This window comes from Pseudarthrobacter oxydans (genome assembly GCF_013314975.1).
Classification (GTDB): Bacteria; Actinomycetota; Actinomycetes; order Actinomycetales; family Micrococcaceae; genus Arthrobacter; species Arthrobacter oxydans.
In genome coordinates, this window is sequence record NZ_JABTYH010000001.1 from 276,148 (window position 1) to 301,881 (window position 25,734).

Here is a 25,734-nt window from a genome sequence, read left to right on the forward strand (position 1 = left end):
GCGGACCCATGGTCATACCGGACGACGTGCTCACCGCCACCCAGGCGCGCTTCCAGGCACGCAAAGGTCCACGCGCGGGGACGGAGGAAAAGATCGCGGAGGCACACACCCCGCAGGGAAGCATCCTCAACGTGGACGCGCCGGAACGGGTGGAACTGCGCAGCCGTCGCGTCATGCGCCAGCCGGTTGTAAGGGACGCGCTCAAGGCGACGGCGGAAACCTCGCCGGCAGCCCGTGGCCAGGTGCGGGATGAGCTGGTGCTGGAGCGGATTATCGGCGGGAACAACCTGCTGGGCATCGCTTTCCTGGAGTTGGGCACGGCGGTGGCACGCAGTGTGGGGAGGGTCATTGTCCGTGACCGGTTCCAGATCCGCTCCTTCGGCACGGGGTTCATGATCTCGCCGCGCCTGGCCCTGACGAACAACCACGTGCTGGCAGACGCCCAGTCTGCCCGCTTTTCCCGGCTGGAATTCAACTTCCAAAACGGCGTCAGCGGCCTTCCGCTGGCTGCATCGCAGTTTGACCTCGAGCCGGACACCTTCTTCCGGACGGACTCCGGACTGGATGTCACCGTGGTGGCGGTGGCAGCGGCCTCACGTCCGGACGGGGCGGGTGTCTCGGTTCCGCTGGCCGGCTTCGGCTTCAACCGCACATCGAAGGAGCAGGGCAAGATCCTGCTGGGAGAGTCCATCAACATCATCCAGCACCCGGAAGGCCAGGAGAAGCAGCTCGCGCTGCAGCAGAACGAACTCATCGACCGCTTTGACCAGTTCCTGCACTACCACACGGACACCTCTCCAGGCTCCTCCGGTTCACCGCTCTTCAACAACCAGTGGGAAGTCCTGGGCCTGCACCATTCCGGCGTCCCTGCCCGCAATGCGGCAGGCGACATCCTGACGGTGGACGGCACCGTGTGGGACAGCACGCAGGATGAGCTGCGGATCCAGTGGGTGGCCAATGAGGGAATCCGGATCAGCAGCATCCTGGCCTGGCTGGGAGCGAACGCCGACGGCATGACCAACGAAGAACGGGCCCTGCTGGAGGAAGCACTGAACCCGCCTCCCCTGCCGGCCGACCCGCCCCACCCGGCAGAACTTCTGGACCCGGTAGAACTGGACCCGGTGGTGGAACGGCAGGGCCCGGTGGAGGTCCAACTGCCTCAACCGGTGGAGCAGCCAGTCGCCACGGCGGAGGGGGCCGTGTCCCTCACCATCCCCCTGCACATCACGGTCCGGCTCGGTGCAGTGCAGGCGGCACACGAACCGGCCCCCTCGTCCGCAGGCCGGACCGCGGGCCCTGGCAGCGGGGACGCCGTTGGTCCGGGCAGCGGGGATGCCATCGGCACGGGAAGTGCGCTGGCCGAGGAAGCCGTGGCGATAGACCCCGACTACGAGGGAAGAAAGGGCTACGACCCCGACTTCCTGGATGTGCCTGTACCGCTGCCGGTGCTCACGGCGGAACAGCGTGCGGAGGCGGCGCAGAACCGTCGCCCGGCCCAGGGGCAGGACCCGACAGTGCTGAACTACCATCACTTCAGCCTCGTCATGCACCGCAGCAGGCGGCTGGCCCTCTACACAGCCGTGAACGTCGATGGCCGGCTCAGCCAGTCCCCCAAGCGGGACCGCGACAAGTGGTACTTCGACCCCCGGCTGGACCGGTCGGAGCAGATTGGCGGGGACCTCTATGCCGGCAACGACTTTGACCGCGGCCACCTCGTCCGCCGCCTGGATCCGGCCTGGGGCCCCGACGCCGCTGCAAAGGCTGCGAACGACGATACGTTCCACTTCACCAATTGCTCCCCGCAGCACAAGAAGTTCAACCAGGGTGCGTCTTTGTGGGCCGGCCTGGAAGACTACGTGCTGGACACGGCGAAGGCTGAAAAGCTGCGGCTCAGTGTGTTTACCGGCCCTGTCTTCACAGCCAATGATCCGGAGTTCCAGGCCGCCCGCATCCCGCTGTCGTTCTGGAAGATGCTCGTCTTCCAGCGTCCGGACGGCAGCCATTCCGCCAGCGCGTACATGATCAGCCAGCATGAACTGGTGGAGGGCATTCTCAGGGAGGCCTTCACACCGGTCACTTTCCAGGTACCCATCCGCAGGATCAGTGAACTCACCGGACTGGACTTCGGCCATCTCTTCGGCTGGGACCCGATGAACGACGAATTCGAACCGCTCCCCCGGGCCCAGGAAGCGCTGGCCACACCAACTCCCGCCCGTGAGCTCCGTACGTTGGAGGACGTGCAGTTGTAGCCGGTTGCGCTGGTGCCGGGAAGCCGGGGTGGATCTACCTGCAGCCTTCAAGAATGCTGGCAACCGCGTCGTGTTCGGCTTGTGTGACCCAGAGTTTGTACGTGGCCTTGACGGCCGTTTGGCGTGCCACGTATTCGCATCGGAAGGCCTTGTTCGGAGGCAGCCACGTGGCGGCGTCCCTGTCGCCCTTGGCGCTGTTGGTTGGCCCGTCTGCAGCCATGAGGTTCAGCGGGTCGTTGGCGAGTTCCTTGCGCTGGTTGGCGCTGAGTTGCTGCGCGCCCTTCTGCCAGGCGTCGCTGAGTGGCACGATGTGATCGATCTGCACGTCGGAGCTGGTGTCCTGACCGCGGGTGAAATTGATGGTCGCGCCGGTGTACTTATCGGCCAGGGTACCGGCGGTGACAACGCAGTTGTTGGTGCCGGCCTTGAACGTTTCGCCGGTCAGGTCCCGGGCGAGGATGTCATTGCGGGTGTCGCAGCCGTTGCGGTCGACGTCAGCCCAGGCTGGTCCGAACTCGTCCCGGCTATAGCCCGTCTTAGGGGCGCGGCCCTTCACCGGGATGCCCTGCAGCAGCTCAAGGGCCTGGGCAACATCAACGGCAAGGGACGGGTCGGCAGCGGCCGGGGCCTCGGCTGCGCTGCCTTGAGCGGATTCAAGAACCTCAAGGGCGCTGGCTGCAGCGTCACAACTGGCGAGGGAGCCGGCCAGCAGGAGGGAGGCTGCCAGGGTCAGGGTCTGGGCGGCGGAGCGGATGATGTGAACGGTCCTTCTGTTGCAGCGGGCTGTTCCACGCTAGCTTCGACTGCCGCCTGCGGCCGGGAGGCGGGTCCGTGGTGCCAGCCACACGCCGAGTTCTTTGGTCCCCCCAGAAAGCCGCTTCGACGGCGGCACTCAGGTGAGTGCCGCCGTCAAATTTTAATGTACGGCTGGCTTAGGGGAGTTTGATCAGCCGGTACAGAACCACCTGGTCGGGGTGAAGTCTGGGCGACGCGACACCAACCTTTTCCAGCAGACCGCCAGCGAACACGGCCCCCGGGAAGCTTATGTCGTCCGAACGGCTGCCCGCAGCGACGTCCGTTCAATGTGTATTTCGGAGGCCTTCGGCTGGCCCCACCATTCCGGCGGGACCAGTCCGGATGGTGTGGATCGGTGAAGTCCGGCGCCACGTGGTATCGCACCTCGGGGTCGAGTCCTCGCAAGCGGAGGCGCCCGGTCGGGTCCGGGTAAAGGCTGTCCAGTGCCGCTTGCGCGAAGATCGCTTCGGAGCGATCCGGGCTGACGACGCCGTGTACGAGTACTTGGGCATCGGGACCGTCCATGCGGATCACGTCCCCGCTGAGCAGCAGCCCGCGTTCCTGTTTGTAGAAGGAGATCCACCGGCGCAGGCTGTCGAGTTCCTTCTCGGTGGCGGTGGCGAGGTCCCATTCGACACCGAGGTATCCGAAGACGGCGGTACCCGCGCGGAACGACAGGTCGTGTTGGCGGCCGGTGGTGTGGGAACGGCCTGATGCGATGTGTGATCCCAGGTATTCGGGTGGAAGCAGCTGCGTGGTCCAGCGGAGCATTGTTTGCCGGTCGTGGGGGTCGATGTTGTCCGACACCCAAACCCGGTCTGTGTGCTCCAGAACGCCGAGGTCTACGCGGGCTCCGCCTGAAGAGCATGACTCAATCTCCAGTCCGGGATGTTCCGAACGGATCTCCTCAAGCAGCGCGTAGAACGCCAGCGTCTGCCGGTGGACACCGGGACGCCCGCCCTCCAGCTGGTTTCCCGCCTCAATGAGGTCCCGGTTGTGGTCCCATTTGATGTAGTCCAGCTTGTGCTCGGCCAGGAGGGCGAGGATTTGCTTCTTGACGTGCTCGTAGGCCTCGGGGATGCCAAGGTTCAGGACCTGCTGGCTGCGCGATTCAACAGGCCAGTCGGAACGGGCCGCCATGATCCACTCCGGATGGGCGCGAGCCACATCGCTGTCCGGGTTGACCATCTCGGGTTCGAACCATAGCCCGAACTGCATCCCGAGGTCGTGGACGCGGTCCACCAGCGGGTGCAGCCCGGCAGGCCATACATCCGGAGAGACAACCCAGTCCCCCAATCCTGAGGTGTCGTCGCGGCGCGAACCGAACCAGCCGTCGTCGAGCACGTAGCGCTCAACGCCGGCGGCAGCGGCACGTTCTGCCAGGTCCATGAGTTTTTGTTCGTCGTGGTCGAAGTAGACGGCTTCCCACACGTTCAGGGTCACGGGGCGATCTGCGGATACCGGAGAAGTGCGGCTCCGCACATGGGCATGGAAACGGCTGGCAACGGCGTCAAGGCCCGTCCCGTACGAGGCGTAAACCCAGGGGCTCCGATAGGTGTCACCGGGGCCCAGCCGGACTTCGCCGGGAAGAAGCAGTTCGCCGCCGCCGAGCAGCTGGTCGCCGAAGAAGCGTTCGGCGAAATGGTGGTGGTTTCCGCTCCATGCCGTGTGGACGGCCCAGACTTCACCGTTGCCGAAGCCGAATCCAGGAGTTCCGGCGTGCAGTATAAAGGCGCTGTCCGAGCCGGTCCGGCCCTTTCGGTTCTCACGGAGGTGCGTCCCTGTGCGCAGGGTTCCGCGCTGCGGAACCCGTTCAAGGTTGTGGCTTCCCGCGAAATCGAGCAATTCCGTTGCTTCAGCAGGAATCGGGAAGGCCAGGGAGACATCGTCGAGCGCGTACGTCTTTTCGTGCAGGTTGGTCAGCTTCGCCCGGCTGCGCATCAGCCCGCCGGGAAGCAGGTCCAAGGTCAGGTCAAGGCGCAGCCGCTGTGCGTCGTCGGTTGCGCTGACCAGCACCCGACCTGCTCCGGCCGATGCGAACCCGGTCACTGGTACGCCATTGAGGTCCACAGTGTGGACCCGGAATTTCGGCGACCACCCAATGCCGTCGAAGGAGCCACGCAGTCCTGGACGCCCCAACCAGCCTGAGTCCTGTCCGGGCATGAGGCCAGGCCGGGGTGGCACGCCGATGGTGCTGGAACCCGTGACGGGAGTACAGGCTCCCACCATTGTTCTTGCTTCTTCGGCAGTCAGCACGGGCAGTTGCCCTCCCCAGTGCACAATTGCCGGTAATTGCCCGTTCGTGGCGTCGAGTACCACCGACACTCCACCTGCTGTCAGGTGCAGGATCGCACCCGGGTTCTGGCTGGGCATGGAGGTCCTCACAAGTCCTTGGGTGATGGGGCGGCGGTCAGGCTTCCGCGTGCGGGATCCCAGTGGACCGGCACGGGGTCGGACACCACGCCGTCGAAGGTGCCATCGCTGTTGGCGTCATGGCAGGCCATCATGAGCCATTGGCCGGACCTGTCCTGGACGAGTCTTCCGCTATAGAGCGGTGCCGTGGTGACTACCGCAGCGGATGCGACGTCGAAGGGACCACTGAGATGGCGGGTTTCGAGGCTCCAGATGCCGCCGCCGTCGAACCTTGCGGCTTTTCCGGCGGAAAGCGTATCTACGCCGCACGAGAACATCAGGAGGGTCCTGCCGTCCATCTCGACGGTCTGGGGGACCTCAAGGTGCCCGAATCCGGAGCCCGGCCGGCTGAGGGGTGGCCTGACTTCCCAGGACGAGAGGTCCGGTGATACTGCGTGGCCGACGACGCCGCGGTCATCGTCCTCACCCTCATTCGCGCGGGCGGTGATGAGCATGTGCCAGCCATCGCCGTCCGGGTCGGCGAAGACCCAGGGGTCCCGCCATGCTTCTTCCGGCCAGCTGCTGTCACCGTAGCGTTCGTACCAGCGGCGGTCAGGTTTCAGCACGACGGCGGGTTGCTTGGTCCAGGTGTAAAGGTCCGGGGACGTTGCAACACCGATGGCCTCGATGTTGTGGGTGTCATAAAAGCGCGCGCGGTGTAGAACATCCGCCATATCCCGTCCGGGCCCTGGACCACGCTGCCCGTCCAGGTGGAGGTTGCGTCGAACGCCTCCGGATCATCTGGCTGCAGGACCACGCCGTGGGGTTCCCACGTGATCAGGTCCTGTGAGGTGGCGTGCCCGATTCGGGCATTGCGGTGCCGCAGGGCCGGGTCTCCCAGGCTCTTGGGGGCGTGGAGGTAGTACATGTGGAACGTGTCGCCGTCGTCGGCGATCCAGAAGTCCCACACCCATGAGTCTCTGAGGCTGAAAGCCAAAGTAATGCACCTGTCTTTTCGTTGAGGTGGGCCGGTTGGGTCGAGGCGGAGCGTCAGCCCTTGATGGCGGAGCTGCTGATACTGGCGACGAACCAGCGCTGGAAGACCAGGAAGACCGCCAGGACCGGGACGATGAACATCGTGCCGAAGGCAAGCACCTGTCCCCATTCGGGAGGCTGCTGGTTCTGGAAGATGCTGATCGCCAGCGGCAGCGGGCGGACGGTCGGGTCTGAGACCATCAGGACGGGCCACAGGTAGGATCCCCACTGAGCCAGGAAGGTCAGGATGGCCACTGTGGCGAATGCCGGCTTGGTGATGGGGACGATGACTTGGAAGAACGTCCTGAACGGCCCGGCCCCGTCCAGCCTCGCGGCCTCTTCGATCTCGCCTGGGACGTCCAGGAAGAACGTGTAGAAGAGGAAGATCGAGAAGGCGTTGGCTATGAACGGGATCGCCTGGATGACGACAGTGTCCCGCTGCCCCGAAAACATGTAGTACAAGGGAAGGGCGACGGCTTCGAACGGGATGATCGTCAGGATGATCACCAGCAGGAACAGCACCTTCTTGCCGCGCCATTTCATCCTGGCGAACGAGTATGCCGCCATGGAATTCACGATCAGGCTGCCGGCAACCACGGCTGTGGTGACGATGATCGATACCAGGGCGAACTGGCCGAAGTGGCCGGTGGCATCTGAATTAAGGTGGTCGAAGACGCCGGCGTAGTTGTCGAAGGACAGGTTGGTTGGGACGAAGCCGCTCAGGCCGCTCAGGACCTCCGAGGATGGCCGGAAGCTGCCAACGATCAGGTAGTAGACGGGCAGGAAGAAGAACAGATCGACAACGGACGCTTCTACCTAAAGGAAATGGTCTTCGGCGACCCGAATGAGCCGCGCCACAGCGAGGCGCTCTCCATCGTCGCGCAGACCGAGGAGGCCATCGCCGCGATACTGGACCGGGAAAAACCGGCCGGCGCCGGTGCGGCCGCGACTACTGCGCGCATCGTCTCGGCGATCATGTTCGTCAGCATGGCGGCAAGTGTGAACGCTGGACTGGAAGTTGAGGAACTGGTGCAGGACATCAGGACACAAATCAGCGTCCTGATAAGCCGCTGACGCCGCGGCACACTCGGTCTGGCCGGCGGACACTGTTCCATCGGCGCGAGGGTCGTGTTCTGCGGCGAAGTTCCGCAGCATCCAAGCCAGGCACCTGCCTGCCTCACACGAGTTAGGTATGCTAGGCCCAACAGCAAGGGGGCCCGGCATGGTCAAACGTAAAGCCACGGCACTGGACGTGGCACGGCGGGCGGGCGTGTCCCGCAGTGCGGTATCACTGGTGCTCAACGGCAGGGCAACCGGCAACGTCACCGCAGAACGACAGGAGCGCGTGCTCCGCGCCGCGGCAGAGCTGGACTACACGCCCAACTCGGTTGCCCTCAGCCTGCGCAACCAGCAAACATCAACGATCGGCATCATTACGGATGACATCGTCACCAGCCCCTTCGCCGGACGGCTGATCAGCGGCGCATCACGCACGGCCTTGGCCCGCGGATACATGGTCCTGGTGGTGGACACGGAACATGACAGGGCCCGCGAGAGCGCCGCGGCACAACAGCTCGTCCACCGGCAGGTAGACGGAATCATGTACGCCACCGGCAGCCTGCGCGAAATCACCGCTCCGCCGGCGATGCTTACCTTGCCGGCCATTCTGGCCAATTGCACGGATGACGCCTCCCAGCTCCAGTCGGTTATACCGGCAGAGGTTGAAGGTGGCCGGGCTGCGGCACAACTGCTGCTTGACCTCGGCCACCGCCGCATCACGCTGTTGACCGGAACCCTTAGCTCCCCTGCCGCCCCACAGCGCGAACAGGGTTACCGCGAGGCCATGGAAGAGGCGGGGATGGGCCGTGAACAGCAGCACGTCCACGCGACCGGATGGGACATCGACGAGGGCTACCGGGCAGCCTCTTCCGTGCTGGGCGGCAGGGACCGGCCGACGGCGATCATTTGCTCGAACGACAGGGTGGCCACCGGGGTACTGCTGTACGCCGCTGCCGCAGGACTGCGCGTACCGCAGGATCTCTCGGTGGTCGGCTATGACGACCAGCAGAACCTCGCCGCGAACCTGGTTCCCGCCCTGACCACCGTGGCACTTCCGCACGCTGAAATCGGAGCACTGGCCATGTCCACGCTGTTGGATGCGGTCGAAGGAAAGACCACGGCGAGGGAGGATTCGGAAGAGGGAACCGTCCATGTGCCCTGCCGGATCATCCCTCGGGCTTCCACCGCTGCCGTCCCGGCCGGCTAACCCGGCGCTTCCACACCCGCTGGGCTGCTGAACCCGGCAGGAACGGCCACCCGCAGCCCAGGCCTGTCCACCCCTTTCCGCAAAGGGCCTGTCCTTGCTGCAGGTTAATCATCACGCCATAAGACTTGGGACCGACATCACTTGACACGTGTTAGGTCGAATATCTACCCTACTTAACACGTGTTAGGAGGAGCTGACAATGACGTCTGAGAAGACACCGGGGCAACCCGACCCCTCGTTTGCGCCGCGGTCAGGCAACGGGATTTCACAATTCACGCGACGTTCCATGCTGGGCCTCACGGGACTAGCCGTCGCGGGAGCTACCGTGGGGGCCTGGCCCCGACTTACCGGGACTGACATCCCGGGCCGTGGCAGCAATGCCCTGAACATCGCCATCCTTGGAACCGCTGCGGACGCCGCGGCCCGCCAGGGGCTGGTTCAGGCCTTTACCGCTGCCCACCCGGATATCCCGGTCCAGGTGCAAGCCATCCAGGGCGCGGACTGGAAGGATTTCTTTTCCAAGATCCTCACCATGGTGGCGGCCGGCACGCCGCCGGACGTCGTCTACGTGGCCACGGAGGGTGCCCAACTGTTCGCCGACAAGCTCGCCGAGCCGCTGGATGATTATGTCCGCCGGGACGCAGCCGACATGAGCGACTACTTTGATGACGTTCATCCGAGCCTGCTGGAAGCCTTCATGTACCAGGGAAGCCTGTACCAGCTTCCGCTGGACTGGAACGCGGCGAACATGTACCTGAATACCACCACCTTCGCCCAGGCCGGCCTTGACCGGCCGAAGGACGACTGGACGCAGGATGACTTCAGCGCCACCCTCCGCGCCCTTCGGAAAGCGCGCCCGGCCGACTTCACCCCGTACTACTGGACCAACCGGCTTTTTGGCGGAGTAGTGCCATGGCTGTACGCCAACGACACCAGCTTCCTCACCGAGAGCAAGGCCTCCGGCGGGGACTGGCTGTGGGACCGCTTCTATCCCAAGGACCCTGCCCGGGCCACCCGCGGTGGCGGATATCAGTGGCTGGCTCCGAACGCCGAGGACGGGCGGGTCATCGAGACCTTCGACTACCTGCGCGAGCTCGTGTCCGAAGGACTGGGCGTACGGCCTGAGTCCGGGGGCGGCAACGCCCTCGTTGGCTTGTTCGGGAACAACCGCATCGGCACCACGCCGGCGGGCGGCTACTGGGCGCAGGGCCTGCATGACGCCGGAATGACGGCCGATCAGTTCGATGTGCAGTTCTTCCCCCGCTGGCGGACGCAGCGGCACCAGTTCGGCGCTGCCGGCTATGCGATCATGCGCACGGCGAAGGATAAGGACGCAGCCTGGGAATGGGTGAAGTTCTGCTCCAGCCGCGAAGCGATGCAGCTGGCCATTCCCAAGCCGAACACCACTCCCACCCGCCGTTCGATGGTCAACGAGTCGTTTTACGCCGCCACCGGGCCCCGGCACTGGAAGGTCTTCTACGACACCCTCGACAGGTTCCCCACCTCCGGTCCGATCCCCGCGCCGCCGCAGCAGGCCGCCGTCGAAACTGCCCTGATGAAAAACGTTTCCACCGCTGTCAGCGGCAGCTCCGCCGGCGTACGGACAGCGATGGGAACCCTGCAGCGGGATCTCGAACTGGCCCTCAGGAGGAACGCATGACCACCACTTCCACTCCGCCACGCCACACCGTAAAACCACAGGCCGCGCGCCGCTCGTTCGTCGAGCGATGGCTGGCGATGATCTTCCTTGCCCCCACGCTGCTGGGGATGGCCCTGTTCACCTTCCTGCCGATCATCGGCTCGCTGGTCCTGGCCTTCTTCCGCTGGGACATCATCTCAGCACCCGAGTTCGTCGGTTTCGCCAACTTCGCCTCCCTGGCCCAGGACCCCACCGTCCGCGTGTCCTTCCTGAACACCATCGTGTTCGTGGTGGTCGCGGTAATCCTTCAACTCGGCATTGCACTCAGCCTGGCTTCCATGCTCCAGGCCAGGATGCCGTCCTGGCTCAGGGTATTCCTCCGTTCCACCTTCTTCTTTCCCCTGGTGCTGTCCGCCGCGTCGGTGTCCATCTTCATGCGCTACATGTTCAACGAACAGTTTGGCGTGGTGAACTGGCTCCTGTCCCTCATCGGCATTCCCGCAGTCCCGTGGTTGACCAGTCCCGTCGCCTCCGCCGCCGTCGTCGTCCTGGTGTACGTCTGGCAGAACTTCGGGTTCTCCTTCCTCCTCTTCCTCGGAGCCCTGAGCAACATTCCGAAAGAACTGCACGAGGCAGCAAACCTGGACGGCGCCACAGGCTGGAAACAGTTCAGCAATGTCACCCTTCCGCTGATCAGCCCCACCGTGCTCGTCGCCTCCGTGATGGCGATCATCAGTGCCCTGCAGGTCTTCGACCAGCCCTACGTACTGACCAACGGCGGTCCAGGGGATTCCACCCGCACCGCCGTCATGGTGATCTTTGAATCCGCCTTCCAGCAACTGGAATTCGGCGAAGCCTCGGCCATCGGCCTGGTACTGACGGTGCTGATCCTGGCCGTCACCGCCCTGCAATTCCGCCTCAGCCGCCGCTTCGTCTTCTACCAGTGAGGTTCCTTATGTCCAGCCAGACCCTGAACACAGGGACCAACGAGCATCCGGGTTCCACCGCCGGCACACCGGCCACCCCACGGCCCTACCGCAACCGCCGCCTGCCCGCCGCAGGAACCGTCGGCAGATACGCCGCGTTAGCGGTGGCTGCGGCGCTGACGCTCGGCCCCGTCCTGTGGACCCTGTCCACCTCGCTGCGAACGCCGTCGGAGTCGTTCAACCTGCCCCCGTCCTTCCTGCCCATCAACCCTGACTTCACCGCCTACCGGGAGGTGTTCAAGCAGATCAATGTCGGCCTCCTGGTCCTGAACAGCGCCCTGGTGACCGGGCTGATCGCGCTTGGCCAGATGGCCTCCGCCACTCTGGCCGGCTACGCCTTCGCCCGCCTGGACTTCCGGGGCAAGAACGCCATCTTCTCGCTGGTGCTGGCCACGATGATGGTTCCAGTGCAGGTCACCATCGTCCCCGTCTTCATGCTCATCCGTGGGATGGGTCTGTCCGATACCTTGCTGGCACTGATCCTGCCGGCCATTCCCACCGCCTTCGGCACGTTCCTGATGCGTCAGTATTTCCTTGGCCTGCCACATGATTTTGCGGAAGCGGCCGCCCTGGATGGTGCCGGACCGTGGCGGATCTTCCGTTCCGTCTACGTGCCGCTGGCCGTTCCGGGCATGGCCATCGTCGGGATCCTTGCCTTCAACTTCCACTGGAACGAGTTTTTCCGGCCACTGATCCTCACCATCAGCGAACAGAACTTCACCCTCCCCCTCGGCCTGGTCACGCTCCAAGGCAACCTCGGCACCGGGAGTATATCGGTGGTCCTCGCCGGCGTGATCCTGTCCATGCTGCCCGCCCTGGTGGTCTTTATCTTCGGACAACGCACCCTGCGCGAAGGCCTCACAGCCGGCGCGAGCAAATAACACGTACTTCCAGAAGGAACCCCATGGATACACTCACCCCGGCCAGTCCGGCAGCCACAACAGACAGCTACCGCCCCGCCCTGCACTACACCGCCAAGGACACCTGGCTCAACGATCCCAACGGCCTGATTTTCCACGGCGGCGTCTACCACCTCTACTACCAGAACAACCCGCTGGGAAACGTTTGGGGCAACATGTCCTGGGGCCATGCCACGTCCACCGACTTGCTGACGTGGACCGAGCACCCCGTCGCCATCGCCTGCGACGAGAACGAAGACATCTTCTCCGGAAGCATCGTCCACGACCGTGACAACACCAGCGGCTTCGGCACCCCGTCGGTGGCTCCACTGGTGGCGATCTACACCAGCGCCTTCAAACCGGGCTCAACGCATGAGGGCGTCCAGGCCCAGTCCCTGGCCTACAGCCTCGACGGGGGCTACACCTGGATAAAACACACAGGCAACCCCGTACTTAGCCGTGCATCCGCCGAGTTCCGTGACCCCAAGGTCATCTGGTACGACGGCGGCGCGGACAGTTACTGGGTGATGGTCGCCGTCGAAGCCAAAGACTTCCAGGTGGTCCTCTACAAATCCCGAGACCTGAAGACCTGGGAACTGCTGAGCACTTTCGGCCCCGCGAACGCCACCGGCGGGGTCTGGGAATGCCCCGACCTTTTCCCGCTCCCGGTGGACGGCAACCCGGACAACCTCAAATGGGTCCTCACCGTCAACCTCAACCCCGGCGGTCCCAACAACGGCTCAGCCGGCCAATACTTCATCGGCGACTTCGACGGAACCACGTTCACCTCCGCCAGCACGGTCACCGAAGGCACCCTGGAACCTGCCCGGCTCGGCGAGTACCAGTGGCTGGACTGGGGCCGGGACTACTACGCCGCCGTCTCCTTCAGCGACGCCCCGGACAACCGCCGCCTGATGATCGGCTGGATGAACAACTGGGAATACGCCAACCACATCCCCACCGCACCCTGGCGCAGCCCCATGAGCCTCGCCCGCGAAGTTTCACTGCAGGCCAACAAAGGAAAACTGCACCTGGTCCAGCAGCCCGCGGGCGATTGGCATGCCCTGGCCGGCACGGAGCCGTTCAGCCTTTCCGGAACCACCATCCAGGACGGCGTGCAGGTCCTGGCGGGCGCGGCAGGCACGGTCCAGCGCATAGACGTCAGCTTCACTCCCGGAAGCGCGGAAGAATTCGGCCTCATCCTGCGCGGAGACGGCGCGAGGGGAACCCGTGTGGGCCTCCGGCCCGGGCAGGACACACTGCTCGTGGACCGTCGCGAATCCGGCAGAACAGACTTCCACGCATCCTTCAGCTCCATCGACACCGCTCCCATCCTGGCAAAGCAGGGTACCTACGACCTCACCATTTACGTGGACCGCTGCTCCGTTGAAGTCTTCGCCCAGGACGGCCAGGTCACCATGACCGAACTGATCTTCCCGGCGGAGACCAGTACCGACCTCGCCGTTTACGCCGTCGGCGGCGCGGCAACCATCAACAGCCTTCAGGTCACGCAGCTCGCGTAAGGCAGCACCCAAAGCAAGGAACAAGACATGCACAACAACGGCAAGCCCCACCCTCCCGGGCAGGTGCCGGACGTCGTCGTTATCGGGGAAGCCCTGATCGACGTCGTCACCACCCCCGACGGCACCACAGAACACCCCGGCGGGTCACCGGCCAACGTGGCGTACGGCCTGGCCCCTGGGAGTGAGCACCGGGCTGCTTACTTCAATCGGAGCTGACCGCCGTGGTGAAGCACTTGAGGAGCACCTCACGGGCGCCGGCGTGGCGATCCTGCCCGGCTCCCGGTCGCAGGAGAGAACGTCGACGGCGACCGCCACCATCGCGAGCGATGGCTCGGCGAGCTACGCCTTCGACATCGCCTGGGATGTGGAACCACCGGATCTTGCACATACTCCGCCCAGGATCGTCCACACGGGTTCGATTGCCAGTTTTCTGTCACCGGGCGCCGTCGGAGTCAAAGCTATGCTCGAGGAACTTCGCAGCGAGTGCATCATCACCTACGATCCCAACATCAGGCCAGCCCTGCTCGGAACCCATGCCGAAGCACTGCACACTTTCGAGGAACTGGTGCAGCTCACCAGCGTCGTCAAACTCAGTGATGAGGACGCCGAATGGCTTTACCCAAGAAAGGCCTTGGAGGAAACCGCAACACACATCCTGGATCTGGGAGCGGAGCTGGCTGTCATCACCAGGGGCTCAGCTGGCTCGTTGCTCGCCTCCTCCGCCACCACCCTCAGCATTCCAGCCGTGAAGACCCGCGTGGTTGACACCATCGGCGCCGGCGACTCCTACATGTCCGCCCTGATCCTCGGGCTCCTCACCCGCGGAACCGGCGGCCTGGCCCCTTCGGTCCTCGACCAGCTGGGATGCACGGCGGCCGCCGCGGCCGCAATCACCGTATCCCGGGCCGGCGCCCGGCCCCCGACCGAAGACGAACTCCGCACACAGCTTCAGTATCAGCCCCAGCTGAATTCGCACGCGTAACACGTACCCTTCACGCGGCGCCGCTGCGCACGCGACTTCACACCCGGAAATGTAACCCTTGACACAGTTCTAGTAACGCGCGTAACCTCTCTGTATGGGCAAGTAACGCGCGTTACTTATCTGGCAACCATCACCGATTACCACCGGAGCATTCAATGGCGAAGACCACCACCCCGAACCAAGCCGGGGCTGCGCGGCAGCGGGGTGTCACCATGAACGATGTTGCCAAGCACGCGGGCGTTTCCCGGACCGCAGTCTCGTTCGTGCTGAGCAACCGCGAAAATGCCAGCATCTCCGAAGAGACCCGCACCCGGATCAACGAAGCTGTCCAGGCCTTGGGCTACCGCCCGAACGCCGGAGCACGTGCACTGGCATCCCAGCGCAGTGACTGGTACGGGATTGTCACGGCACCGTTCGCCGTCGACATCATCAAGGGTGCACAAGACCAAGCCTGGCTCGACCGCAAGTTCCTGCTCATCGCACCCTCCGACCAGGCCGATGCCGTAGGACCCAACCAGGGCCTGGAAGACGCCGCAACCGAAAAGCTTCTGGAGCAGCGCGTGGAAGGACTGCTGTACGCAGCCACCTTCCACCGTGGCGTGCACGTGCCCGAAAGCGCCAAGGAAGTGCCCACCGTACTGATCAACTGCTTCGACGCCGACGGGAAGCTGCCATCGATCGTCCCGGACGAACGCGCCGGGGGCCGCATCGCCGTCGAACGTTTGCTCCAGGCCGGCCACCGCAGGATCGGTGTCATCAACCTCGACCCGGCCATTCCGGCAGCAATCGGGCGCTTGGAGGGTGCACGCGAAGCACTCGCCGACGCCGGACTCGAGCTGGACCCCGAACTCGTGGTGCCTGGATATGCAACGGCCGACGGCGGGTATGAGGCCGCGTGCCGCATCCTGGACCGCTACCCACAGGAGGACAGGCCAACCGCGCTGTTCTGCCTCAACGACCGCATGGCGATGGGCGCTTACGACGCCATTAAGGAACGGGGCCTGACCATCCCCGGAGACATCGCCGTGATCGGCTTCGACAACCAGGAACTGATTGCGGCCTACCTCAGGCCCAAACTGACCACGGTTGCGTTGCCGTTTGAAAAAATGGGCGCCCTGGGAGTCCAGACGCTCGCAGCTCTGACAGCAGGACAGCCGATTATTGCCGACCAGCAATTAGTCGGCTGTCCGCTGCTAGAACGCTCTTCGGTCTGACCGCGAAATCACTTTCGAAGAGCAACCCCTCCCCCACCCCTTCACCTTGCTGATGAAGATAGGAAAGAGATAACCATCATGACACAACCCCGATTCCTGAGGGCTGCCCGCACCACGGCGGCCGGGCTGGCGGCAGGCGCACTGCTGCTGACCGGCTGTGCGGCCAACGGCAACAAGGCTGCCGGCACCGACGCCGCAGCCAACGCCAGCGCCTTCCTCACCATTCCGCGTGAGGACATGGGCACGTTCGTGCAGAACTTCAACCCGTTCGCCCCCACCGTCAACCCGATGGTCCAGCAATCCATCTACGAGTCGCTGCTGATCTTCAACCCGGCCAAGGGTGACACCGTGCCGTGGCTGGCCACTGAATGGAAGGCCGCCGACGACGGCAAGTCCATCACCTTCACCCTGCGCGACGGCGTTAAGTGGTCCGACGGCCAGCCCTTCGTGGCCGAGGACGTCGCCTACACCTTCGAGCTCCAGAAGAAGATCAAGGGTGGCTTCGAGTACCTGGACACCGTGAGCGCCGAAGGCACCAACAAAGTGACCTTCACCTTCAACAAGCCGTGGTCGCCGGCCCTGTACGACGTCGGGCACCTCACCATCCTGCCCAAGCACGTCTGGTCCGCCCTCGCCGATCCGGAGAAGGAGGCCAATGCCAAGCCCGTCGGCACAGGCCCTTACACCGAGGTTGACAGTTTCCAGGCCCAGTCGTTCGTGCTGAAGAAAAACCCCAACTACTGGCAGCCGGAAAAGCAAAAGATCGCCGGTATCAAGATGCTTGCCTTCGCAGGAAACGACGGCGCCAACCTCGCCGCCGCGAACGGCGATGTGGACTGGGCCCCTCAGTACATCCCGAACATCGAAAAGACGTTCGTTTCCAAGGACAAGGAACACCGCCACTACTGGTTCCCGGCCACAGGCGCCATGATCAACTGGCAGCTCAACACCACCAAGGCCCCCTTCAACGATGTTGACGTCCGCAAGGCCCTGAGCATGGCCGTTGACCGTGAACAGGTCACCACGATCGGCATGAGCGGCTACGCCGAGCCTGCGGACTGCACCGGTCTCTCCGGCAACTACGAGACCTGGAAGAACAACGACGTCAAGGAGAACTGCACCTGGACCAAGCTGGACGTCCAGAAGGCCAATGAGCTGCTGGACAAGGCGGGCTACCCGAAGGGGGCCGACGGCAAGCGCACGCTCAAGGACGGCAAGCCGTTCGAATTCAAGATCTCCGTGGGAGCGTCCTCTTCCGACTGGCTGTCCGTGGCCAACGTGATCGCGCAGAACCTGGCAGAAGTCGGCGTCACGGCAAAGGTGGAGTCCCCGGACTGGGCTGCCGTGGTTGCCGGCTACGAAACGGGCGATTTCGACTCCGGCATCGTCTGGAGCGCCAACGACCCCAGCCCATATAAGTACTTCAACTCCTCCATGGGCACGGCCACGGTCAAGCCCGTGGGCACCAAGACGTTCGACAACTACCACCGCTTCGGCGACGCCGAGGCTGACGCCCTGCTGGCCGAGTTCGCGGCGGAGTCGGACGAGTCCAAGCAGAAGGACATCGCCAACAAGCTGCAGGAAGAATATGACGACGCCGCACCGCTGGTGCCGCTGTTCTCGGGTCCGGAGTGGGGCGCCTTCAACGACACCCGATTCACCGGCTGGCCCACCGAGGACAACCCCTACGCCACCCTTTCGGTCCGCTCTCCTTCTACGGTGCTTGTGCTGACCACGCTGGAACCGCGCAAGTAGTCCCCGCCGCCTCCCTGGCCTCGCTCCGCTTCGACCAGGGAACCCGGGCGGCGTGGGCCCACCCACCGCCTCCCTGGCCTCGCTCCGCTTCGACCAGGGAACCCGGGCGGCGTGGGCCCATCACGCACCACTGCTGGCCGCCGGATCATCCGGCGGCCAGCCCCAAACTTTCCGCAATTCCCGAAATGGAGGGAAACCGTGCGCTTCATCCTGCGCCGCCTGGGTTTCTACCTGATCGCCTTCTGGGCATCCATCACCCTGAATTTCCTGCTCCCCCGCTTCATGCCCGGGGACCCCGTCTCCCGCATGTTCGCCCGCTCCCAGGACAGAATGCAGCCCGAACAGATCGAGGCCCTGCGCAAGCTGCTGGGTGTTGACGACCGGCCCCTCTGGGAGCAGTACATGGGCTACATGACCAACATCTTCACCGGGCAGATGGGCGTCTCCATTTCCCGGTTCCCCACCCCGGTCACCGAGGTCATCTCGTCCCAGATCGGCTGGACTCTCCTGCTCGGCGGAACCGCACTGGTGATTGCCGCCGTCGTGGGCAACCTGCTGGGTGTCCTCGCCGCCTGGCGGCGCGGGGGCGCGGTCGACTCCGCGCTTCCGCCGCTGCTCGTGTTCATCGGCTCGTTCCCGTACTTCTGGCTCGCGATGGGCGCCCTGTACCTTTTCGGCGTCGTACTGAACTGGTTCCCCATCCGCCACGCCTTCACCGCCGGCCTGGAGCCCGGGTTCACCTGGGGGTTCATCGGCGACGTCGGGGCCCACCTGGTGCTTCCGGCACTGACCATCGTACTGGTCTCCATCGGCGGCTGGATGCTGGGCATGCGGAACACCATGATCGCCACCAACTCCGAGGACTACATCACCATGGCCGAAGCCAAGGGGCTCCGCCCAAGCCGCATCATGCTCCGCTATGCAGCCCGCAACGCCATGCTCCCGTCGGTCACAAGCTTCGGCATGGGACTGGGGTTCGTGGTGGGCGGTGCGCTGCTCACCGAGGTCGTCTTCGCCTACCCCGGCGTCGGATACCAGCTCCTCAACGCCGTCCAGGGCCTCGACTACCCGCTCATGCAGGGCCTGTTCCTGACCATCACCGCCGCCGTGCTGCTGGCCAACTTCCTGGTGGACATCCTCTACGTCCGCCTCGACCCGCGCGTGCGCAGTAACTAGAGGGAGCGATCATGACAACCGCAATCCTGAAGCAAACCGGCACAACGGCCGCCAAAACCCCGGCGGCCCGCAAGCCCAACCGCAGCTTCGTCCACGGCATCCTCACCAACAAGAAGTCCCTGGCAGGCATGGCCGTGATGCTCGTCTTCATCGCACTGGCCCTGCTGGCACCGGTGCTTTTCCCCGGCGACCCGTCACGGATCACCGCCATGGCGTCGCTGGAACCGTCAGCCGAGCACTGGCTGGGAACTACAGCCAAGGGACAGGACGTGCTCGCCCTGACCGTCCACGGCTCCCGGAGTTCCCTCTTCGTGGGGCTCACCGTGGGCTTCGCGTCCACCTTCGTCGGCATCCTGGTGGGACTTGCCTCGGCGTACTTCGGCAAGTTCATCGACGAAGCGCTGTCCCTGGTAACCAACGTCTTCCTGCTCCTTCCCGGCCTGCCGCTGCTGGTCATCCTGGCCGCGTTCCTCCCTCCGGGGCTGGGCACTGTGATTCTTGTCCTCGTGGTCACCGGCTGGGCAGGCTCAGCACGCGTCCTGCGCTCACAGGCCCTGTCCATCCGCTCGAAGGACTTTGTGGCCGCGGCCGTGGTATCCGGCGAACGGGCCGGCCGGATCATGTTCCGCGAAATCCTGCCCAACATGGCCTCGATCGTGATGGGCACCCTGCTGGCCTGCGTCATCTACGGCGTCGGTGCCCAAGCAGGCCTGGAGTTCCTGGGCCTGGGCGACGCCGGTACGGTCTCGTGGGGCAACAACCTCTTCTGGGCAGGCAATGAAGGCGCCCTGCTGACCGGCAGCTGGTGGGTGTTCGTTCCCTCGGGCGTCTGCATCGCATTGGTCGCCTTCGCCCTGGCCCTCATCAACTACGCCGTGGACGAGGTCACCAACCCGCGGCTGCGGAAGATCAAAACCCCGAAAGATACCGAAAGGAGCGCCTCCAAATGACCATCTCCCAAGTGTCCTTCGGCTCCCACGAACCCGTCCTGGACGTCAAGGACCTCACCGTCAAGTACATCGGCGACACCCGCTCCACCACCGCCGTAGACCGCGTGTCGTTCAGCATCGGCACCGGTGAGGTGTTCGGTCTCGCAGGGGAATCCGGCTGCGGAAAATCGACTATTGCCAACTCGATCATGCGGCTGCTCAAGGATCCCGCGAAAATCGCAGGTGGCAGCATTTCCTTTGGCGGCAAGGACGTCCTGGCCATGAGCCCGGAGGAGCTGCGGCGCTTCCGCTGGCAGGACGTGGCCATGGTGTTCCAGTCAGCCTTGAACTCACTCAACCCCGTGCTGACCATCGGCGAACAGATCGTGGACATCTTCACCACCCACGCCGGCTACTCCCGCAAGGAGTCCCTCCGGCGGGCCGGTGAACTGCTGGAACTGGTGAGGATAGACCCCGCACGCCTCAAGTCCTACCCGCACCAGCTCTCCGGCGGCATGCGGCAGCGGGCCGTGATAGCGATGGCCGTGGCGCTCAAGCCATCCCTCCTGATCCTGGACGAACCCACCACCGCGCTGGACGTGGTGGTGCAGCAGGAGATCATGGCCCAGATCAAAGACCTCCAGCGCGAGCTCGGCTTCTCTGTCCTCTTTATCACCCATGACATGTCACTCATGGTGGAACTCTCGCACCGCATGGCTGTCATGTACGGCGGCCGGATCGTGGAGACCGCCAGGGCCCAAGACGTCTACACCAACCCCCGCCACCCCTATACCCAGGCGCTGATGGGCGCGTTCCCGCCGCTCACCGGCCCGCGGGTTCCGCTGACGGGACTGCCCGACGGCGTGAAGTTCCGGAACATCCCGGACCTCACCGAGGCGGCACCGGGCCACTTCGTGGCTCCGCTGGGTGCCGACGCTGCAGTGATTGATTCCGAAGACCTGGCAGGAGCCGCACGATGAGCCATTCCCTGACATCCACGGTGGCTGCGTCCGCCACACGCACTCCGGCCCTTGAAATTCGTGGCCTGGGCAAGTCGTTCCCCATTGGAGGGCTGTTCTCCCGGGAGTCGGTCCGCGCCCTGCACGGTGTGGACCTGACAATCAACCGCGGCGAAATTGTCGCGCTCGTGGGAGAGTCCGGTTCCGGCAAAAGCACCTTGGCCCGCTGCGTTGCCCGGCTCGAGAAGCCGACCTGCGGCGCGATCCTGATCGACGGCGTCGACATCCTCAAGCGCGATCGGTTCCAGGCGTCGCGTGCGTTCCGGTCCCAGCTGCAGATGGTCTTCCAGGACCCCTTCGGTTCACTGAACCCGGCCCACAGGATCGAGCATTTCCTGCGGCGTTCGCTGGCGATCCACGGAAAGGGCGGCGGTTCTGCGGAGGAGACCGTGCAGCGGCTCGAAGAGCTCATGACCACTGTTGGCCTCCAGGCTGACATGCTGAACTCGTATCCGCACGAGCTCTCGGGCGGTCAGCGCCAGCGCGTTGCTATTGCCCGGGCCCTCGCCGTTGAACCACAGGTTATCCTGGCCGACGAGCCCACCTCCATGCTTGATGTTTCGGTCCGGATCGGTGTGCTGAACCTGATGCGCAAGCTCCGGGACGAGCAGGGCATCTCCATGCTCTACATCACCCACGACCTCGCGTCCGCACGCTACGTGGCGGACCGCACGGCAGTCATGTTCGCCGGTGAACTCGTCGAGGAAGGCGAGTCCCTGGACCTCCTGTCCCGTCCGGCACACCCCTACACGCAACTCCTGGTTTCCGCTGTCCCGGACCCCGCACGGGCAGGCTCGTACGATCCCGTCCGCCGGGCCGAACTGCGGCAGGCCGTCATGGCTTCGACCACGTGCGCTTTCGACGGCGACGCGAACCAGGCCTGTTCGGCCGATGAACCCGTGCGCCACCAGGTGGGAGACCCCGAAAACCGGCACTGGGTGCGCTGCCACCTCTACCGGCCGTGGGCCGGCGCCGCCGGCCACGCCCTGGCGGGCGACCCAACCCAACCCAGCCGCCCGGCGTCGAACGCTCAAGAAGAGGCTTCCGCATGACTGAACTGACCCACCCGCTCGCAACCGTGCCACAGGACGAATTGGTTGCACGGGCCGAAGCCGACGCGCTCCGGCCACGGTTCCATTTCGTCTCACCGGCCGGTTGGCTCAACGATCCCAACGGCGTCAGCCAATGGAACGGCACGTACCACCTCTTCTACCAGTACAACCCGGAGGGCGCCTTCCACCACCGCATCCAGTGGGGCCACGCCACCAGCACGGACCTCGTGACCTGGACGGATCAGCCCGTTGCCTTGGAACCGTCTGCAGGACCGGACGCCGACGGCTGCTGGTCGGGGGTCCTGGTGAACGACGGCGGCACGCCTACCTTGGTGTATTCGGGGCGCTTCGAGGACAGGGAGCTGCCCTGTATCGCCGTAGGATCGCCGGACCTTCTGAACTGGACCAAGGACCCCGCCAATCCCGTGATCGCAGCGCCGCCGGCTGGTGTAGACGTCACGGCGTACCGTGATCACTGCGTCTGGCGTGAAGGAACGAAGTGGCGGCAGTTGGTGGGTTCGGGCATCCGCCAGCGCGGCGGTACGGCGTTCCTGTACGAGTCAGCGGACCTGCGGCGATGGGACTACATCGGGCCGCTGTTCATCGGCGATGCCTCGCAGGGCGACCCTGCGGACACTGACTGGACGGGGACCATGTGGGAATGCGTGGACCTTTTCCGGGCGGGCCACGGTTCGCTGGGGTCTGCACCTTCTAACGCCTCACCGGATGTGCTGGTCTTCTCCGCCTGGAACGACGGCGACACCCACCACCCGCTGTACTGGACCGGCCGATACGCCGGGGACAGCTTCGAGCCCGTGGCCCTGCACCGGCTCGACTACGGAGGCCGCTTCTTCTACGCCCCGCAATCATTCGAGGACGAGTCCGGCCGGCGCGTCATGTTCGGCTGGATGCAGGAGGGCCGAAGCGATGCTGCGATGGTGGAGGCCGGCTGGTCAGGGGTGATGAGCCTGCCGCGAACCGTCACGGCGTCGGAGGACGGTACCCTCCGCTTCGCACCCGTACCGGAAATCAAAAAGCTGCGCCGTGAGCACGTAGGTTTGTGCGGGCTTGTGTTAGGCGGTGCCCTGGTGCCCCAGGAAACCGGCGTGTCAGGCCAGCAACTCGACCTCGAGCTGCACCTCGAGCTGGCACCGGGCGCTCTGCTGCGGCTTGGTGTCCTGGGCTCTAATGGCGGGAGCACCTCGGACGGACCCGCCGAGGAAACGGTCATCGAGCTGCGAAGGGCGGATGACGGCGGCAACAATGGCACGCTCCGCCTGGACCGCACCCAGAGCAGCCTTGATCCAACCGTTGATGTGGAGGACAAGTCAGGGCCCGTCCCCATGCCCGGGGGACGGGTGCACCTGCGCGTCATCCTGGACCGGTCCGCCGTCGAAATTTTTGCGAACGGTATAGCGCTCACCGCCCGCATCTACCCCACCCTCGGCGGGGAAAACGTCAGCCTGGCTGCCGAAGGCACGGCAAAGGTGCTGTCTCTCGACGCATGGACCATGGCCGACATTTTTGACGGTACCCGGAGCCTCTTCCCCTGAACGGGGAGCGGCAGATCAACACCACCGGAGGCGGAACCAGTCCCCGATCGGTCCCTCGGCAGGACGGCTCACCCTCCGCGTCCTCGTGGACCTCACGAGCGTGGAGATGTTCCTCGGAGACGGACGGGTGGTGCACCCGCACCGGGTATTCCCCCTCAAAGGGGACAGCGGAATCCCTCTGCGCCCGCGAAACTACAAGCTCATCCTGCGGCGCCAGTGCTGGCGGCGTATGCAGCGGCCTGGTCACGCACTTTCCGGATGTAGGCGTCGGATTGGTTGTAGGCGTAAATGGCGCTGGTCCATCCGGCCGCCGTCGTGAGGTCGCGTCCGCCGGCGCACAGATAGGACGCCGCGCTGAGGGCGGCATCGTCGATGTTGAATGGATCCGCCGTTCCATCGGCGTTCCCGTCCCGCCCGACGATCTGCCAGGTGGACGGAATGAACTGCATCGGTCCCACCGCACGGTCCCAGCGGGGATCCCCGTCAAAGGCACCTCCGTCCGTGTCGGCGATGGCGGCGAATCCGGCACCGTTGAGAGCCGGGCCCACAACAGGGCGGCTCCCTCGACCTGCCTCGGTGAGTCTTCCGCCGCCGTATGTTCCGTGGGCTGTTTCGACGGAGCCAACGCCCGCCAGGGTGTTCCATCCGATCCCGCAGGCCGGCACGGTGGCATTCACAGTGACAGCCGCCGCAACATACGCCCGCAGCGCGCGTTCCGGGATCCCGGTCTGCCCGGCAGCCCAGGCCACCCAGTCGGCGTCCGGGTTTCTGGTGATGTTCACTGCGGCGGTCATACCCGAGGACGCCATATCGAGCTCGGCCTCCGCTCGCGGCGGCGGAGAAAAGGCACGGCCGGCGTCCGCGGCGGGTTGCCCAAGCCCCCAGAACAAGGACGCGGTGGTGACACAAACCGCAAACAGGATGACGACGAGGCGTCTGAGACCGAGCACCGACTAATCAAACCATCCAAAGCCTTCCATCTTTGACAACGGGCTCCGCCGGGACACGTTCATTCCTCCTCGGTTGCTCGCGGCACCATCGATCCTTTGAAGGGGAAAAGCTTCTGTCAGCCCTACGTGCGGAACCCCACGAAGTGCCAGCTCAAGATCGACACAAGAGATGCCGAGGATTGGTCGAATCGCTTCCCCCACTTCCTCCTGGCTTCCTAGAGTGTTCCCAAGGCACAACGACTACGTCTGGGGGACGTATGAGCTCGAGTAACATTCCGTCTGTGGAGGACGCACGAGCCACGCAGGCTCCCGTGCCGGCTCCGCCCATCAAACCCTTGGTCGCACCGCGCGCAGTGCAGCAGGCTTCCACCTGCAAGGGCCGGGAACACGAGGTGCAACGGCTCATTCGCGACCTTGCCGCCCTCGCCGCCAGTCGTCGCGGGAGCGCAGCATGACCGCCGCCCGTCCATACATCCTTGGACTACCACTCAGACGCTCCACTCGGTACTGACCCGGACAGGTACAGTCCCACCCTGCGCAAGCGTCACCAGACTGCAAAGCAGGCGTCCAGCCTTCCGTTCCTAGTCGTCGATGGCTTTCCGGTCGATGGACTTCAGCGCGGCGAGCCGTGCTTCCACTTCGGTCTGCTCACCGAGGTCTTCCAGGGAGGCGAACTGGGCATCCAGGGATGAGGCGGCGAGTTCCTGCTGGCCGCGGACCGTGGCTTCCTGGCGGCGGATGCGCTCCTCGTACCGGCCAATGGCCGACGTCGGGTCGCCAGCGTCCAGGGACTTGAGCGCATCATGGACCTGGGACTGGGCGGCCGCCGTCCGGGACCGGGCCACCAGTTCATTGCGCTTGGCGGTCAGTTCGTGCAGCTTGCCCTTCATCTGGTCGAGCCCGCCCTTGAGCTTGTCGACGATCTCGTTCTGCGCGGCCAGGCCCGGCTCCTGGCCCTTGGCCGTCGACTCGGCGGTCATCTGCCGCTGAAGAGCGAGCCTGGCCAGGGCATCAAACTTGTCGGCATCCACACCGTTCCCGGCGGCCCGGAACTCATCAGCTTTGCGGGACGCGGCGATGGCCTTGTTGCCCCAGGTGTTGGCGTCGTTCACGGCCCGCCTGTAGTCCTCTTCGGCCATGCGGACATTGCCGATGGTCTGCGCGACGGCGGCTTCGGCTTCGCGGATGTTGGCCGAGTAGTCCCGGACCATCTGGTCCAGCATCTTCTGCGGGTCTTCCGCGGATTCCAGGAGGGCGTTGATGTTGGCCTTGGCGAGCTGGGCAACGCGGGCGAAAATACTCTGCTTCACGACGGTCTTTCTATCGGTGGTGGAATTCGAATTTTATGTGTACGGCAGCC

The 25,734-nt window shown here is 64.7% G+C and carries 21 protein-coding genes and 1 pseudogene; 15 read left to right on the top strand and 7 right to left on the bottom strand.

What is annotated here, in order from left to right:
• Positions 1-8: 8 nt before the first annotated feature.
• Positions 9-2,249: a DNA/RNA non-specific endonuclease gene (locus HTS88_RS01255; protein ID WP_174174667.1), complete on the top strand. Its 2,241-nt coding sequence runs from the start codon at positions 9-11 to the stop codon at positions 2,247-2,249.
• Between the two features lie 34 nt (positions 2,250-2,283).
• Here the strand turns inward: HTS88_RS01255 and HTS88_RS01260 are convergent, their stop codons facing one another.
• The 5 genes from HTS88_RS01260 to HTS88_RS01275 form a co-directional block, all read right to left on the bottom strand.
• Positions 2,284-2,961 (bottom strand): HNH endonuclease family protein, encoded by a 678-nt coding sequence (locus HTS88_RS01260; protein ID WP_374724844.1) that lies wholly within the window; start codon positions 2,959-2,961, stop codon positions 2,284-2,286.
• 197 nt (positions 2,962-3,158) lie between these two features.
• Positions 3,159-5,417 carry an alpha-galactosidase gene (locus HTS88_RS01265; RefSeq protein WP_174174669.1) on the bottom strand — a complete coding sequence of 753 codons (2,259 nt, stop codon included), beginning with the start codon at positions 5,415-5,417 and terminating at the stop codon, positions 3,159-3,161.
• Between the two features lie 8 nt (positions 5,418-5,425).
• A complete protein-coding gene (locus HTS88_RS22095) occupies positions 5,426-6,022 on the bottom strand; it encodes a glycoside hydrolase family protein (protein WP_246255874.1) in 597 nt (198 codons plus the stop codon).
• The gene (locus HTS88_RS22100; RefSeq protein WP_246255875.1) at positions 6,016-6,393 is read right to left on the bottom strand and encodes a glycoside hydrolase family protein; all 378 of its coding nucleotides are present in this window, start codon (positions 6,391-6,393) and stop codon (positions 6,016-6,018) included. Before HTS88_RS22100 ends, HTS88_RS22095 begins: the two co-directional genes overlap by 7 nt.
• 53 nt (positions 6,394-6,446) lie before the next feature.
• Positions 6,447-7,028, bottom strand: coding sequence for a carbohydrate ABC transporter permease (locus HTS88_RS01275; protein WP_343044859.1), 582 nt, complete (start codon positions 7,026-7,028; stop codon positions 6,447-6,449).
• A gap of 66 nt (positions 7,029-7,094) precedes the next feature.
• On the opposite strand from HTS88_RS01275, the gene HTS88_RS01280 reads away from it, so the two are divergent.
• The 14 genes and pseudogenes from HTS88_RS01280 (at position 7,095) to HTS88_RS01345 (ending at position 23,424) form a co-directional block, all read left to right on the top strand.
• Positions 7,095-7,505: a hypothetical protein gene (locus tag HTS88_RS01280; protein ID WP_246255876.1), complete on the top strand. Its 411-nt coding sequence runs from the start codon at positions 7,095-7,097 to the stop codon at positions 7,503-7,505.
• Positions 7,506-7,653: 148 nt separating this feature from the next.
• Positions 7,654-8,697 (top strand): LacI family DNA-binding transcriptional regulator, encoded by a 1,044-nt coding sequence (locus HTS88_RS01285; RefSeq protein WP_174174671.1) that lies wholly within the window; start codon positions 7,654-7,656, stop codon positions 8,695-8,697.
• A 199-nt stretch (positions 8,698-8,896) separates the two neighbouring features.
• Entirely contained in the window at positions 8,897-10,357 is a 1,461-nt protein-coding gene (locus HTS88_RS01290) for an extracellular solute-binding protein (protein WP_174174673.1), read from the top strand.
• The gene (locus HTS88_RS01295) at positions 10,354-11,283 is read left to right on the top strand and encodes a carbohydrate ABC transporter permease (RefSeq protein ID WP_174174675.1); all 930 of its coding nucleotides are present in this window, start codon (positions 10,354-10,356) and stop codon (positions 11,281-11,283) included. The genes HTS88_RS01290 and HTS88_RS01295 overlap by 4 nt, the downstream gene beginning before the upstream one ends.
• Before the next feature lie 8 nt (positions 11,284-11,291).
• Positions 11,292-12,203, top strand: a complete 912-nt coding sequence (locus tag HTS88_RS01300) for a carbohydrate ABC transporter permease (RefSeq protein WP_174174677.1) — start codon at positions 11,292-11,294, stop codon at positions 12,201-12,203.
• Positions 12,204-12,226: 23 nt separating this feature from the next.
• Positions 12,227-13,744 carry a glycoside hydrolase family 32 protein gene (locus HTS88_RS01305; protein ID WP_174174679.1) on the top strand — a complete coding sequence of 506 codons (1,518 nt, stop codon included), beginning with the start codon at positions 12,227-12,229 and terminating at the stop codon, positions 13,742-13,744.
• Positions 13,745-13,771: 27 nt separating this feature from the next.
• Positions 13,772-14,726 (top strand): annotated as a pseudogene (locus HTS88_RS01310) (carbohydrate kinase family protein).
• Between the two features lie 155 nt (positions 14,727-14,881).
• Positions 14,882-15,940, top strand: a complete 1,059-nt coding sequence (locus HTS88_RS01315) for a LacI family DNA-binding transcriptional regulator (protein ID WP_174174681.1) — start codon at positions 14,882-14,884, stop codon at positions 15,938-15,940.
• A gap of 78 nt (positions 15,941-16,018) precedes the next feature.
• Positions 16,019-17,695, top strand: coding sequence for an ABC transporter substrate-binding protein (locus HTS88_RS01320; protein ID WP_174174683.1), 1,677 nt, complete (start codon positions 16,019-16,021; stop codon positions 17,693-17,695).
• 198 nt (positions 17,696-17,893) lie between these two features.
• Complete coding sequence (locus HTS88_RS01325; protein ID WP_174174685.1) at positions 17,894-18,871, top strand: ABC transporter permease; 978 nt, start codon at positions 17,894-17,896, stop codon at positions 18,869-18,871.
• Between the two features lie 11 nt (positions 18,872-18,882).
• On the top strand, positions 18,883-19,821 hold the full coding sequence (locus tag HTS88_RS01330) for an ABC transporter permease (protein ID WP_174174687.1): 939 nt from the start codon (positions 18,883-18,885) through the stop codon (positions 19,819-19,821).
• Positions 19,818-20,780, top strand: a complete 963-nt coding sequence (locus HTS88_RS01335; RefSeq protein WP_174174690.1) for an ABC transporter ATP-binding protein — start codon at positions 19,818-19,820, stop codon at positions 20,778-20,780. The genes HTS88_RS01330 and HTS88_RS01335 overlap by 4 nt, the downstream gene beginning before the upstream one ends.
• On the top strand, positions 20,777-21,871 hold the full coding sequence (locus HTS88_RS01340; protein ID WP_174174692.1) for an ATP-binding cassette domain-containing protein: 1,095 nt from the start codon (positions 20,777-20,779) through the stop codon (positions 21,869-21,871). Before HTS88_RS01335 ends, HTS88_RS01340 begins: the two co-directional genes overlap by 4 nt.
• Positions 21,868-23,424, top strand: coding sequence for a glycoside hydrolase family 32 protein (locus HTS88_RS01345; protein WP_174174694.1), 1,557 nt, complete (start codon positions 21,868-21,870; stop codon positions 23,422-23,424). Before HTS88_RS01340 ends, HTS88_RS01345 begins: the two co-directional genes overlap by 4 nt.
• 200 nt (positions 23,425-23,624) lie before the next feature.
• On the opposite strand, the gene HTS88_RS01355 is transcribed toward HTS88_RS01345, so the two are convergent.
• Both HTS88_RS01355 and HTS88_RS01360 read right to left on the bottom strand, forming a co-directional pair.
• A complete protein-coding gene (locus HTS88_RS01355) occupies positions 23,625-24,218 on the bottom strand; it encodes a lytic transglycosylase domain-containing protein (protein ID WP_343044860.1) in 594 nt (197 codons plus the stop codon).
• 737 nt (positions 24,219-24,955) lie between these two features.
• The gene (locus tag HTS88_RS01360) at positions 24,956-25,684 is read right to left on the bottom strand and encodes a PspA/IM30 family protein (protein ID WP_174174698.1); all 729 of its coding nucleotides are present in this window, start codon (positions 25,682-25,684) and stop codon (positions 24,956-24,958) included.
• Positions 25,685-25,734: the final 50 nt, after the last annotated feature.